Source organism: Pseudomonas entomophila, assembly GCF_013523125.1.
Classification (GTDB): Bacteria; Pseudomonadota; Gammaproteobacteria; order Pseudomonadales; family Pseudomonadaceae; genus Aquipseudomonas; species Aquipseudomonas entomophila_B.
In genome coordinates, this window is the sequence record NZ_JAAMQJ010000034.1 from 39,409 (window position 1) to 54,404 (window position 14,996).

Sequence of the window (14,996 nt, forward strand, 5' to 3'; positions counted from 1 at the left end):
CCTTCCAGGCTGCGCCGGCCGACGCACAGCGCGCTGTTTTCACCGCGCGTATCTGCCACACTACCGTCATCGATGCCTCGACCTTGGAGAAACGAGCATGCACAAGAAGATTGCGGTAGTCCTGTCAGGTTGTGGCGTCTACGACGGTGCCGAGATTCATGAAAGCGTGATCACCCTGCTGCGCCTCGATCAGCGTGGCGCGCAGGTGCAATGCTTCGCGCCCGACATCGACCAGAAGCACGTGATCAACCACCTGACGGGCGAGGAAGCGCCTGACACCCGCAACGTGCTGGTAGAGTCGGCACGCATTGCGCGTGGGCAGGTCAAGGACGTGCGCCAGGCCAGGGCCGAGGACTTCGACGGGTTGATCGTGCCAGGCGGGTTCGGGGCCGCCAAGAACCTGTCCGATTTCGCCGAACACGGCGCCGACTGCAGCGTGCAAGCCGACGTGCTGGCCTTCATCAAAGCCTTCGCCGAACAGGGCAAACCCGTGGGCTTGATGTGCATTTCGCCGGCCTTTGCGGCGAAGATCTATGGCGAGGGCGTGCTCTGCACGATCGGCAACGATGCCCAGACCAGCGCTGCCGTCCAGCAGATGGGCGCCAGGCACCAGGACTGCGATGTGCACGACATCGTCGAGGACACGGAGCGCAAACTGGTCACTACCCCGGCCTACATGCTGGCTGAGTCGATCAGTGAGGCGGCCAGTGGCATCTACAAGCTGGTCGATCGGGTGCTGGAACTGACTCACGCGCAAGACTGGTAGCACTGCACGCAGGACGGCTGACACAGGCCGGGCGCGGAAGCGCGTCTGGCCGTGATCAATCCTGGCGTAGCAGACGCGTCAGTATCCGGTCCAGCGCATTGGCGAACGCCTGCTTCTCCCGTTCGCCATAGGGCGCTTGCCCTCCCCCGACCTGGCCCTGCTCGCGCAACTCGGTGAACAGGTTGCGCACGGCCAGGCGATCGCCCATGTTGCGCTCGTCGAACTCACGTCCACGCGGGTCCAGGGCAGCGACGCCTTTCTTGATCAGTCGATCGGCCAGCGGCACGTCGCTGCAGATCACCAGCTCACCAGGCAGGGCATGGTCGACCAGGTAGTCGTCGGCAGCGTCCATGCCACTGGGCACGACGATCAGGCGCACGCAACTCAAGGCCGGCTTGACCTGAGGCTGTCCGGCCACCATCACCACCTCCAACTTGCGCTTGAGCGCGAACTTGACGATCAGTTCCTTGGCGGCTTTCGGGCAGGCGTCGGCGTCGATCCAGATGCGCATGGGCGTGAATTCATCCTGAGGAAGGGGAGGTGCAGCAGTATGGCTCAAGGGTAGAGCCTGCTTCAAACCATGGACAAGATGAGGCTCAGTGGCGCCGAGGCTGCACTGTTCGAAGCGCGTGAGGGGTCCTGAGCCCAGCGACTGCTCAGATCAGCCCTTCCTCTTCGTCTTCCTTGATCAAGGTGGTCAGGCTCCCCAGGGCCCTGCGCGCGTGCGAACGGCTAAGCAGCTTGGCCTGCGCACCCGGTGGCAGGTCGGTGATGCTGAAGACGCCCTTGGCGGTCAGTACCTCGATCAGGTCTTCCAGCACGCGGATCATGTCCAGATCGCTCTGCTTGAGCTGCTTGAGGCTGTTCTCCACGACGTCGTCGGCGAACCAGTCCTGAATCTCGGCATGGTCCGGCGGCAGCGTCTCGGTGGATTCGGCATATGGCGCGGCTTCCACACGCAGCAGCCGGCCTTCGGCGTCGCGTTGCACGTAGAACATGGGCGTTCCCTCATCACGATGATGCTTCTTGGTAGATCGCAGCATAGGCAAAGTTCACCCACTGCGCCGGCTGGAGGCGCGAGTATGCGCTGCGCACGGCCAGAGGCAAACCCTCCGCTTCGCGGCAGCCGGTCGAGGCTGCCGCGAAGGCGTGGATCAGTTGTTATCGATCTTGATGGTCGGGTCGGCACCACTGATCAGCGAGTTGATGCTGGAGGTCGACCAGTTGACGCCTTCGAGCTTGATCGACACATCGGCATTGGCCAGGCCACCCGCTGCGTTGAGCTTGCCCTCGCTGCTGACCTGCAAGGTCGAACTGCCATCGACCGTGGTGATCTTCAGGAAGTTGTCGATGGTGCTGGCCTTCTCGCCCTGCAACAGATCACGCAGGTCGATACGGTCGCCTTCACTGGCCTTGAAGTCCTTGATCACGTCGTTGCCCGTGTCACCGGCTCTCCAGATGAAGGTGTCGGCGCCCGCGCCGCCGGTCAGGGTGTCGTTGCCCTTGCCGCCGATGAGGATGTCGTCGCCTTCGCCGCCGTCCAGCAGGTCGTTGCCGTTGCCGCCGAGCAGGATGTCGTTGCCCTTGCCGCCATACAACTTGTCGTCACCGCCCTGGCCGAACAGGATGTCGTTGCCGGTGCCACCGTTGAGGAGGTCACCCCCATCGTTGGTGCGCGAAACGTCGAACTCGTTGTAGTGCTCGGACACGTACTTGTGCATCAGCCGCGCATCCACGCCGCTGGCGTCGACGCCCAGCTTGCCGGCGACGTACCCCTGCAGCGCTTCGACACCCGTGCCGTTCACGCCGTTGAAGGTCACCAGGTCACCGAACAGGATGTCGTTGCCGTCACCTCCGCTGACCGTGTCGTTGCCCGGGGTCGTCGGCTCGGTGTGGCTGAGGATGGCATCGGCCAACTTGCTCGGGTCGATGTCGGTCTGCGGTGTCTGGTCCGAATCGTACGGCTTCAGGTCATTGGCATTGATATTGCTGTTCAGGCCGATGGCTTCGACATTGGACAGTGCCGAGAGCAATTTGAAGCTGTCCTGCGAGTTGGTCAAGGTTGCGTCGTCAGTGGAGTAACCCGTACCCGCCCGGCCTGACAACTCGTAACCACCATTGCCTTCGGCGTGGATCTCGTAGGTATAGGTATTACCGTACCGGTAGACGTACAGGATGTCGTTGCTCACAGCAACGCTCGTGTCCGAGTCCACCGCCGTCCAGCCGATGGAAACCCCCGGCTTGTAGTTGTGCGAGCTGAGGAAGCCATCCAGGGTGACCCCATTGCTCAGACCGGGGTTGGTCTGCTCATAGGCTTGGTAGAACGTAGGCTTGCCATCGGTGATGAAGTACGTCTGATTATTGCCTGTGTTGCCAGCGTTCTTCAGGTTCTGGAACCAGTTGGCCGTGGTCTTGAACGCATCCTCATAGTTGGTACCACCGCCCGATGTCATGGCCGCCAGCGCATCGTTCAGCGTTTTCAGGCCAGCGTCGTTGAGCGGTACCGAGATGCTGCTCTTGACCTGGGAGCCGAAGTCGGTGAGCAGGATATTCACGGTGCCGGACATCGAACCTTTCACACTGTCGGCCAGGGTCTTGAACACCGACGCCAGCGAAGTCTTCGCCGCGTCCACGCCCGATTGCGCCATGCTGCCCGACGTATCGACGACGAACGCCAGGTTGTAGCTCTTGCCAGGCACCACACGCAGGCCTGCCAGGTCGGCGACGACGATGTCGTTAGCGTTGCCGGCCTTGTAGCTGTCATTGCCGGTGGTCAGGTTGGCTGCCGTGTAGGTGTCGGCATAGACCGTCACCTTCAAGGTGCCTTCGTTGATGGCCGTACTGCCGCCAACGCTCTCCGAGGACATCGACGTCACCTTCACATCGAACTGACCGAAGTAGTACGCCGGTGGCTTGATGGTCAGGTTCGCCAGGTTCCAGCCAGTGACGTCCACGGCAGCCGAACCGACCGTGACGCTGTGCCCGGCGTTGTCGCTGACCACGGCGCCCGACGGAATCCCGCTGAGCTTGACGCTCAGGCTCTCGGAGCCATCGGTATCGGTCAGCGCACTGCCGATGCCCACCAGCTTGACGCTGCCGTTCTCCGGCCCTTCGTTGAGCTTGTAACCGTCGTAGTACGTCTGGCCGCTGGCGTTGGTGTGCACGTCCGACGGCGTCAACCCGGCACCGGCCATGTCGCTGAGGCTCTGGTACATCGGGATGTTGGCACGGCTCAGGTCAGTGACCGCGCCGCTGCCGACCTTGATGTTCACGTCGTAGCTGCCCGGACCCGACTGGTTGGCGTGGTACACCTCGATCGGGTAGTAGCCGCTGGTGGTCGGCGTGAAGCTACCCGAGATGCTGCCACCGCCACCCCAGGTCGCGTTGACCACGCCCTTGCCACCGATGGTGATGTACAGGCTGTCGTCCGCCACGCCGCTGAAGGCGTACACCTTGCCGGCTTCCAGGTAGATCAGGCCCGACGTTTTGGAACCGGTCTGGGCCGTCACGCTGCTGTCGGACTGCACGTTCGCCGTGGTTTCGCTGCGGCTGGCACTGCCAGAGTTGGCGAACACGGTCTTGAGCGCTTCGCCAGTGATGCCGTTGCCGTCGCTGCCAAGGCCCTTGAGGGTGGTCCAGGTTTCCTTGGTCAGGCCCAGCGAGGCGACGTTGTTGCTGGCAATGCTCAGCGTCGGCTTGTCCGCCACCGGGGCGATGTCGATCTTCATCGTCGCTTCGGTGCCGACGTTGGTCCCGTCGAACGGCTTGAACTTGACCTGCGCGTAGTCGGCCTGCTTGTTGCCGACACCCGAACCGCCATAGCCGTCGACGCCCGACTGGTTGGCCAGCGGCACGAACTTCAGGTAGCCCTTGCCGATGTCCGCCTGGCTGACCGTCTGGTTCAGCGTGACGTCCACCCAGGCCGTGCCGTTGAAGAACTTCAACGCGCCCAGGTCCGGCAGCTTGGTGATGCTCACGCTCAGGCCGGTGTTGCCATCGGCGTCCGTGACCTTGAAGTTGTCCCAGGTGAAGACGTAGTCGGTGTCCTCGACACCGGTGACTGCGCCGCCGGTGGACACCGGTGCGTTGTCGTTGTCGATGATCGTCGTGGTGATGCTGGACTTGCTGGCGTCGATCGCCAGGTTCTCGAAGCCACCCCCGGTCGCACTGGCGACCTTGACGACGAAGTTCTCCGCCCCTTCGACCAGCTGGTCGTCGATGGTCTTGATGTCGAAACCGACACTGCTGGCGTTGGCCGGGATCTTCACGGTGGTGACACCGGTATAGTCCTGGCCGTTGGTGGCCGTGCCGCTGTACGTCAGCGTGACCGTGACCTCGCTCTTCGAGGGGTTGGTCAGGTTCAGCGTGTAGTGCGCCGTCCCACCCTCGACCACCGAGGTATCGCCGCTGAGGGTCAGGCTGGTCAGGTCGCCCTGCCCGGCCGGCTCGTCGGTGACGGTAGTGGTGCGGACTTCGCCGCCCAGGGTGAGTTTCTCGAAGACCTCGCCGCCGCTGACCGAGGCCAGCTTGTTGACGATGTCCGCCTGGCCACCCACGTAGGCATCGTCCTTCGCGACGATGGTCACGGTGCCCGTGGTGCTGCCGGCAGCGACCTTGAGCAGCGTGCCGTCGGTGAGGGTGAAGGTCAGACCACTGTGGCCGCCGACAGGCAGGCCCTGGACATTGGTCAGCGTCACGGTGTAGGTGACTTGGCCACCTTCGGTGACGGTGGTCTTGTCGGCGGTCAGGGTCGCCACGACCTCGTTGATCGTGTCGCCGATCTGCACGGTGGCGCTGCTGCTGATGTCGAGGTTCTCGAACGACTTGCCGACCACGGCCGCGTCCTTGACGCTCAGGGTCAACGCACCGGCATCCTTGAACACGTCCTCGCCCTGGATAGGTGCCTTGTAGATCGCCTGGGTCTGGCCCGCGTCGATCACGACCTGCGCACCGTTGCTCAGCGTCACGGTAAGCGGCTGGTCGAGTTTCTGGCTGACCTTGACGGTGAACGAAGGCTGTTCGGCTTCGGTGACGTCGCCATTGCTGACGATGGTCACCGCGACCTTGTCGCCCTGGTTGGTGGAGCCGGTCGCGCCGCTGCCTGTCTCGTCCTTCACCGAGGTGAAGACTTCGTCCTGGCTCATCGTCAATTTTTCGAAGATGTCGCCACCGGCCACGGTCACCAGCTTGTTGACGATGGTGGCATGGCCGCCGATGAAGACGTCGTCTGGCGCGGTGACTTGAGTGGTACCCGTGGCGCTGCCTGCTGCCAGGGACACCTTGGTGCCGTCGGACAGGGTGAAGGTCAAGCCATTGTGGCCGCTGACCGGCAGCCCCTGAGCGTTGGTCAGGGTCACGGTGTAATTGAACGTGTTGCCTTCGATGACCGACGTCTTGTCGACCGTCAGGGTCGCGATCACTTCGTTGACCGTATCGCTGATCTGCACGGTAGCCGCGTCGCCCAGTTGCAGATTCTCGAAGGCCTTGCCCGTGACCGTGGCGTCCTTGATGCCAACGGTCAGGGAACCGGCGTCCTTGAAGACGTCGTCGCCCTGGATAGGCGCCTTGTACTGGACCTGGGTCTGGCCGGCAGCGATGACGACGCTGGCGCCATTGGTCAGGGTCACGGTGAGGTCGCGATCCAGCACCTGGTTGACCTTGACGGTGAAGGCCGGCGGCTGCGATTCGTCCACATCGCCATTGCTGGTGATGGTGACCAATACCTTGTCGCCCTGGTTGGTGGCGCCTGTCGTGCCCGAGCCTGGCTCGTCGGTGACGGTCGTTGTGCGGGTTTCGCCGCCCAGGGTCAGCTTCTCGAAGGTATCGCCACCGCTGACCGAGACCAGCTTGTTGACGATGTCGGCCTGGCCGCCGGTGTAGACGTCGTCCTTGGCCACGAGGGTCGCGGTGCCGGTGGTGCTGCCTGCTGGCACCTTGACCACGGTGCCGTCGGTAAGGGTGAAGGTCAGGCCGTTGTGACCAGACACTGGCAGGCCTTGGGCATTGGTCAGGGTCACCGTGTAGGTGACCTGACCGCCTTCGGTGACGGTCGTCTTGTCGGCCGTCAGCGTCGCCACGACTTCGCTGGTGGTGTCGGTGACCTGCAACGTTGCCGGTGTGGTGCTCAGTTGCAGGTTCTCGAAGCCTTTACCACCAGCGTCGACTGCGGTCTGTACACCCAGCTTCACGATCTCGCCGTCTTTGAAGACGTCGTCGCCTTGCGCTGCCAGGGTATAGGTCGCGGTCGTCGCGCCTGCTTTCACAGTAACCACCGCGCCATTGGTCAGGGTGACGCTCAGGTCACGCTCCAGCGCACGGTTGACCGTGACGGTGAAGGTCGCCGGCTGGTTCTCGTTGACGCTGGTCTGGTCGGCAGTGATGCCGACGGTCACCAGGTCGCCACCGTTCGAGGTGCCAGTACCGCCTGGGTTGCCAGGGGTGCCCGGCTCGTCGGTGACGGTCGTTGTGCGGGTTTCGCCGCCCAGGGTCAGCTTCTCGAAGGTGTCGCCACCGCTGACCGAGACCAGCTTGTTGACGATGCCGGCTTGGCCACCGGTGTAGACGTCGTCCTTGGCAGCCACAACGACGCTACCGCTGGCGTTACCGCTGGCGATCACGACTTTGCTGCCGTCGCTGAGGGTGAAGGTCAATCCACCATGGCCTGTCACCGGCAGCCCTTGGGCATTGCTGAGGGTCACGGTGTAGGTGACCTGACCGCCTTCGGTGACGGTGGTCTTGTCAGCGGTCAAGGTCGCTACGACCTCGTTGGTGGTATCGAGCACCTGCAGCGATGCCGGGGTGGTGCTGAGCTGCAGGTTCTCGAAGTCTTTGCCACCGGCATCGACAGCAGACTTCACGCCTAGCTGAACGGTTTGACCGTCTTTGAAGACGTCGTCGCCTTGGGCCGCCAGGGTGTAGGTGGCTGTCGTCGCGCCTGCCTTGACGGTGACGACACCGCCGTTGGTCAAGGTAACGTTCAGGTCGCGTTCGAGTGCGCGGTTGATCGTGACCGTGAAGGTAGCGGCCTTGTCTTCGGTAACCGATGGCTGATCGGCCGTGATGCCCACGGCAACGAGATCGCCACCGTTTGGCGTGCCGGTACTGCCAGGATTGCCTGGCGTGCCGGCCTCATCGGTGACTATGGTGCATGTACTGCCCGAGGTCGACAGCTTCTCGAAGACGTTGCCGCCCGTAATGCCGGTGATGGACTTGACGATGGTTCCCTGCCCGCCAGCGTACACGTCGTCGGCCGTAGTCAGCACATAAGTGCCGCTCGCCTTGCCCGCTTCGAGGGTGACGACACCGCCGCCTTCCAGGGTGAAGGTCATGCCCTTGTGGCCGGTGACTGGCAGGCCGTCCTTGCTGATCAGGGTCACGGTGTAGGTGATCTGACCGCCTTCGGTAACGGTGGTCTTGTCAGCGGTCAGGGTTGCGACGACTTCGTTGACCGTATCGGTGATCTGCAGCGTGGCCGGGGTGGTGCTCAGTTGTAGGTTCTCGAAGCCCTTACCACCAGCATCGACCGCGCTCTGCACGCCCAGCTTCACAGTCTCGCCGTCTTTGAAGACGTCGTCGCCTTGGGCTGCCAGGGTGTAGGTCGCCGTGGTTGCGCCCGCTTTCACGGTGACGGTATCGCCGTTGCTGAGGGTGACGTTCAGGTCACGCTCCAGCGTACGGTTGAGGGTGACGGTGAAGGTTGCAGGCTGGTTCTCGTTGACGCTGGTCTGGTCGGCGGTGATGCCGACGGTCAGCAGGTCGCCACCGTTGTTGCTGCCCGGAGTACCTGGGTTACCAGGTGTGCCCGGCTCATCGTTCACGGTCGTGGTGCGAGTTTCATCGCCGAGCGTGAGTTTTTCGAAGTTGTCGCCGCCGCTGACCGAGGCCAGCTTGTTGACGATGTCGGCTTGGCCGCCAACGTAAGCGTCGTCTTTCACCACGATAGTCGCGGTGCCGGAGGTGCTGCCGGCCGGGACCTTGACCACGGTGCCATCGGTCAGGGTGAAGGTCAGGCCGTTGTGGCCGCCGACCGGTAGACCTTGGGCATTGGTCAGGGTCACGGTGTAAGTGACCTGGCCGCCTTCGGTGACGGTGGTCTTGTCGGCCGTCAGTGTCGCCACGACTTCGCTGGTGGTGTCGGTGATTTGCAGCGTGGCCGGAGTGTTGCTCAGCTGCAGATTTTCGAAGTCCTTGCCGCCAGCGTCGACAGCGCTCTGTACACCCAGTTTGACGGTTTCGCCGTCTTTGAAGACGTCATCACCTTGCGCTGCCAGAGTATAGGTCGCCGTGGTTGCGCCTGCTTTCACGGTAACGGTATCGCCATTGCTGAGGGTGACGTTCAGGTCACGCTCCAGCGTACGGTTGATGCTGACGGTGAAGGTCGCCGGCTGATTCTCGTTGACGCTGGTCTGGTCTGCCGTGACTCCCACAGTGACAAGGTCGCCACCATTTGGCGTACTGGTGCCACCTGGATTGCCTGGCGTACCGGCCTCATCGGTGACTACGGTGCATGTACTGCCCGAGGTCGACAGCTTCTCGAAGACGTTGCCGCCCGTAATGCCGGTGATGGACTTGACGATGGTGCCCTGCCCGCCAGCGTACACGTCGTCGGCCGTAGTCAGCACATAAGTGCCGCTCGCCTTGCCCGCTTCGAGGGTGACGACACCGCCGCCTTCCAGGGTGAAGGTCATGCCTTTGTGGCCGGTGACTGGCAGGCCGTCCTTGCTGATCAGGGTCACGGTGTAGGTGATCTGACCGCCTTCGGTAACGGTGGTCTTGTCAGCGGTCAGGGTTGCGACGACTTCGTTGACCGTATCGGTGATCTGCAGCGTGGCCGGGGTGGTGCTCAGTTGTAGGTTCTCGAAGCCCTTACCACCAGCATCGACCGCGCTCTGCACGCCCAGCTTCACAGTCTCGCCGTCTTTGAAGACGTCGTCGCCTTGGGCTGCCAGGGTGTAGGTCGCCGTGGTTGCGCCCGCTTTCACGGTGACGGTATCGCCGTTGCTGAGGGTGACGTTCAGGTCACGCTCCAGCGTACGGTTGAGGGTGACGGTAAAGGTTGCCGGCTGGTTCTCGTTGACGCTGGTCTGGTCGGCGGTAATGCCGACGGTCAGCAAATCGCCACCGTTGTTGCCGCCTGGAGTACCTGGGTTGCCAGGGGTACCCGACTCGTCAGTTACATCGGTAGTGACATAGCCGGAGGTCGACAGCTTTTCGAAGACGTTGCCACCGGTGATACCGGTGATGGTCTTGACGATGGTGCCCTGCCCGCCGACGTAGACGTCGTCGGCCGTGGTCAGCACGTAGCTACCGCTTGCCTTGCCAGCCTCAATGGTAACGACGCCGCCGCCTTCCAGGGTGAAGGTCATGCCCTTGTGGCCAGTGACTGGCAGGCCGTCCTTGCTGATCAGGGTCACGGTGTAGGTGATCTGGCCGCCTTCGGTGACGGTGGTCTTGTCGGCGGTCAGCGTCGCCACAACTTCGCTGGTGGTGTCGGTTATTTGCAGCGTGGCCGGAGTGTTGCTCAGCTGCAGATTTTCGAAGTCCTTGCCGCCAGCGTCGACTGCGTCCTGCACACCCAGCTTCACGGTTTCGCCGTCTTTGAAGACGTCATCACCTTGCGCTGCCAGGGTGTAAGTCGCCGTAGTTGCGCCTGCTTTCACGGTGACGGTATCGCCGTTGCTGAGAGTAACGTTCAGGTCACGCTCCAGCGTACGGTTGATCGTGACGGTGAAGGTTGCCGGCTGGTTCTCGTTGACGCTGGTCTGGTCGGCGGTGATGCCGACGGTCAGCAGGTCGCCACCGTTGTTGCTGCCTGGAGTACCTGGGTTGCCAGGCGTGCCCGGCTCGTCGGTGACGGTCGTGGTACGAGTCTCATCGCCCAGGGTCAGTTTTTCGAAGTTATCGCCGCCGCTGACCGAGGCCAGCTTGTTGACGATGTCGGCCTGGCCGCCGGTGTACATGTCGTCATTCGCCACGATGGTCGCAGTGCCAGAGGTGCTACCGGCCGGGACCTTGACCACAGTACCGTCGGTCAAGGTGAAGGTCAGGCCGTTGTGGCCGCTGACCGGCAGGCCTTGGGCATTGGTCAAGGTCACGGTATAGGTGACTTGGCCGCCTTCAGTAACGGTGGTCTTGTCAGCGGTGAGCGTGGCCACGACTTCACTGATGGTATCGGCAATCTGCACCGTGGCAGGCCCGCTGAATTGCAGGTCTTCGAAGGTGCGTCCGTCGACAGCCGCATCCTTGACACCGACAGTCACCGAGCCAGCATCCTTGAAGACGTCGTCGCCTTGGGCATCGATGCGATAGATCGCCTCAGTCTTGCCTGCTGCGATGACGACCTTGTCGCCATTGCTCAGGGTGACGGTAAGGTCACGATCCAGCGCCTGGTTCACGCGTACGGTAAAGGCCGGCTGCTGATCTTCAGTGACATTGCCGTTGCTGACAATGGAAACAGTGACTGTATCAACGGTGTCGTTGACCGTCGTGCTGACAGGCGTTTTGTCCGGCACCACGCTTTCGAAGTTGCCGCCGGAAGTACCGACGATGCTGGTGGTGACGACCGGATTATCGGTGTAGACGTTGTTCGGAGCCGTGTAATCCACCGAAGCCGAGCTGGCACCGACCGGGATCGTGATGGTCTGGCCGTTGGCCAAGGTCACGACCAGCGGTGCTTCTGTAACCGGCGCAGTCACACTCGCGGTGTAGGTAATCACACCACCTTCGGTGACCGAAGGCGTCGCGGTCAACGTCACCGTCGAAGTGTCGATGGTATCGGTAACGTTAGTCACTGCTGGCGTGCCGCTGACGGCCAGGTTTTCGAAGTTGCCACCGGTGGCACCGGTGATGGTCGTGCTGACCGAACCTGCGTCGATGTACGGGTCATCGCCAGGCGCAGCCACGTTCACAGAACCAGAGGTCTGGCCTGCGGCGATGGTGATCACCGAGCCGTTGCTCAAGGTCACGCTAACCGGGGTCTGTGCAGCGTTGGTCAACGTCGCGGTGTAAACGATCTGGCCACCTTCGGCAACGGTCGGTGTAGCAGTCAACGCCACGGTCGTCGTGGTGCTGGTACCTGGACCGTCAGTCACGGTGGTGCTTGGCGTACCGGTAGCAACCAGCTCCTCGTAGTTGCCGCCGCTGACGTCAGTGATGCTGTTGGTCACTGGTGGATTGGTGGCATACACATTGTCCGGCGCGGTGAAGTTCACCGAGCCCGAGCTGGCGCCGACTGGGAGGGTGATGATCTGGCCGTTAGCCAGGGTCACAACCAGCGGGGCCTCGGTAACCGGAGCAGTGACGCTAGCGGTGTAGGTGATTACGCCGCCTTCGGTAACCGACGGAGTGGCCGTCAGAGTGACCGTCGAGGTGTCGATGGTGTCAGTGACGGCAGTGACTGCTGGCGTACCGCTGACGGCCAGGTTTTCGAAGTTGCCACCGGTGGCGCCGGTGATGGTCGTGCTAATCGAACCTGCGTCGATGTACGGGTCATCGCCAGGTGCCGCAACCGTGATGCTGCCGGCAGTCTGGCCGGCTGCGATGGTGATCACCGAGCCGTTGCTCAGCGTCACGCTCACTGGCGTCTGCGCAGCATTGGTCAGCGTTGCGGTGTAGACGATCTGGCCGCCTTCGGCCACGGTCGGTATAGCAGTCAACGCCACGGTCGTCGTGGTGCTGGTACCTGGACCGTCAGTCACGGTAGTGCTTGGCGTACCGGTAGCAACCAGCTCCTCATAGTTGCCGCCGCTGACGTCAGTGATGCTGTTGGTCACAGGCGGATTGGTGGCGTATACGTTGTCCGGCGCGGTGAAGTTCACCGAGCCCGAGCTGGCGCCGACTGGGATTGTGATGGTCTGGCCGTTGGCCAGAGTCACAACCAGCGGGGCTTCTGTAACCGGCGCAGTCACACTCGCGGTGTAGGTAATCACACCACCTTCGGTGACCGAAGGCGTGGCCGTCAGCGTTACGGTGCTGGTATCGATGGTATCGGTAACCGAGGTCACCGCCGGGATAGAGCTGACTGCCAAGTTCTCGAAGTTGCCGCCGGTAGCACCGGTGATGGTCGTGCTGACCGAACCTGCATCAATGTACGGGTCATCGCCAGGTGCAGCCACGTTCACCGAACCGAAAGTCTGGCCGGCTGCGATGGTGATCACCGAGCCGTTGCTCAGGGTCACGCTAACCGGGGTCTGTGCAGCGTTGGTCAACGTCGCGGTGTAGACGATCTGACCACCCTCGGCCACGGTTGGCGTGGCGCTCAGGGCAACGGTCGTTGTCGTACTGGTGCCCGGGCCGTCAGTGACGGTGGTGCTTGGCGTACCGGTAGCAACCAGCTCCTCATAGTTGCCGCCGCTGACGTCAGTGATGCTGTTGGTCACAGGCGGATTGGTGGCGTACACGTTGTCCGGGGCAGTGAAGTTCACCGAACCCGAACTTGCGCCGACTGGGATGGTGATGGTCTGGCCGTTAGCCAAAGTCACGACCAGTGGCGCTTCGGTAACGGGTGCAGTCACGCTGGCGGTGTAGGTAATCACCCCGCCTTCGGTCACCGAAGGCGTCGCCGTCAGAGTCACCGTCGAAGTGTCGATAGTGTCAGTGACAGCAGTCACTGCTGGCGTGCCATTGATTGCCAGGTTTTCGAAGTTGCCACCAGTAGCACCGGTAATGGTCGCATTGACCGAACCGGCATCGACGTAGGGGTCATCGCCAGGCGCAGCCACGTTCACCGAACCGGAGGTCTGGCCTGCGGCGATGGTGATCACCGAGCCGTTGCTCAAGGTCACGCTAACCGGCGTCTGCGCGGCATTGGTCAGGGTCGCGGTGTAGACGATCTGACCACCTTCGGCAACCGTCGGCGTCGCGCTCAGGGCAACAGTCGTGGTGGCGCTGGTGCCAGGCCCATCAATCACGGTGGTGCTCGGCGTACCGGCAGTGACCAGATTCTCGTAATTGCCACCGTTGGTAGCCGTGATGCTATTGGTCACAGGCGGATTGGTGGCGTACACGTTATCCGGCGCGGTGAAGTTCACCGAGCCCGAACTAGCGCCAACCGGAATCGTGATGGCTTGGCCATTGGCCAGAGTTACGACCAACGGAGACTCAGTCACCGGCGCAGTGACGCTAGCGGTATAGGTGATCACACCACCTTCGGCAACCGAAGGCGTGGCAGTCAGCGTCACCGTCGAGGTATCGATGGTGTCAGTGACCGTGGTGACCGCAGGCGTACCATCGACGGCCAGGTTCTCGAAGTTGCCACCGGTCGTGGCCATGATAGTGGCATTGACCGAACCGGCATCGATGTACGGATCGTCGCCAGGCGCCGCAACCGTGATGCTGCCGGCAGTCTGGCCAGCGGCGATGGTGATCACCGAGCCGTTGCTCAGCGTCACGGTGACCGGGGTCTGGGCAGCGTTGGTCAACGTCGCGGTGTAGACGATCTGGCCGCCCTCGGCCACGGTCGGCGTGGCAGTCAACGCTACAGTCGTCGTGGTGCTGGTGCCTGGACCATCGGTCACGGTGGTGCTTGGCGTACCGGCAGTGACCAGGTTCTCGTAGTTGCCACCGCTAGTGGCCATGATGCTGTTGGTCACAGGCGGGTTGGTGGCGTAGATGTTATCCGGTGCAGTCGCATCGACGGTGCCGGACGACTGGCCGACCGGAATGGTGATGGTCTGGCCGTTGGCCAGGGTCACGACCAGCGGCGCTTCGGTAACGGGTGCAGTCACGCTCGCGGTGTAGGTAATCACACCACCTTCGGTGACCGATGGGGTCGCCGTCAGCGTTACGGTGCTGGTATCGATGGTGTCGGTAACCGATGTCACCGCAGGGGTGCCGTTGACTGCTAGGTTCTCGAAGTTGCCACCAGTAGCACCGGTGATGGTCGCATTGACCGAACCCGCATCGATGTACGGGTCATCGCCAGGTGCTGCGACCGTAATGCTGCCGGCGGTCTGGCCGGCTGCAATGGTGATCGCCGAGCCATTGCTCAAGGTGACAGTAACCGGTGTTTGCGCGGCATTGGTCAGGGTCGCGGTGTAAATGATCTGACCGCCCTCGGCCACGGTCGGCGTAGCAGTCAACGCTACGGTCGTCGTGGTGCTGGTACCTGGGCCGTCAGTGACGGTGGTGCTTGGCGTACCGGCAGTGACCAGGTTCTCGTAGTTACCACCGTTGGTGGCCGTGATGCTGTTGGTCACGGGTGGATTGGTGGCGTAGATGTTGTCTGGTGCGG

General features: G+C 62.6%; 3 protein-coding genes and 1 pseudogene. 1 reads left to right on the top strand and 3 read right to left on the bottom strand.

Translation table 11 applies throughout. The features are described 5' to 3' along the window. Nucleotides 1-97 precede the first annotated feature (97 nt). Entirely contained in the window at nucleotides 98-766 is a 669-nt protein-coding gene (gene elbB / locus G7007_RS16475; protein ID WP_181103339.1) for an isoprenoid biosynthesis glyoxalase ElbB, read from the top strand. A 55-nt stretch (nucleotides 767-821) separates the two neighbouring features. Here elbB and G7007_RS16480 read toward each other — a convergent pair whose 3' ends face one another. The 3 genes and pseudogenes from G7007_RS16480 to G7007_RS16490 form a co-directional block, all read right to left on the bottom strand. Further along, nucleotides 822-1,277 carry a YaiI/YqxD family protein gene (locus tag G7007_RS16480; RefSeq protein WP_181103341.1) on the bottom strand — a complete coding sequence of 152 codons (456 nt, stop codon included), beginning with the start codon at nucleotides 1,275-1,277 and terminating at the stop codon, nucleotides 822-824. 145 nt (nucleotides 1,278-1,422) lie between these two features. After that, a complete protein-coding gene (locus tag G7007_RS16485; RefSeq protein ID WP_181103343.1) occupies nucleotides 1,423-1,764 on the bottom strand; it encodes a tryptophan synthase subunit beta in 342 nt (113 codons plus the stop codon). Nucleotides 1,765-1,920: 156 nt separating this feature from the next. Then, nucleotides 1,921-14,961: pseudogene (locus G7007_RS16490) on the bottom strand (immunoglobulin-like domain-containing protein); the annotation flags it as partial. Between the last annotated feature and the right edge of the window lie 35 nt (nucleotides 14,962-14,996).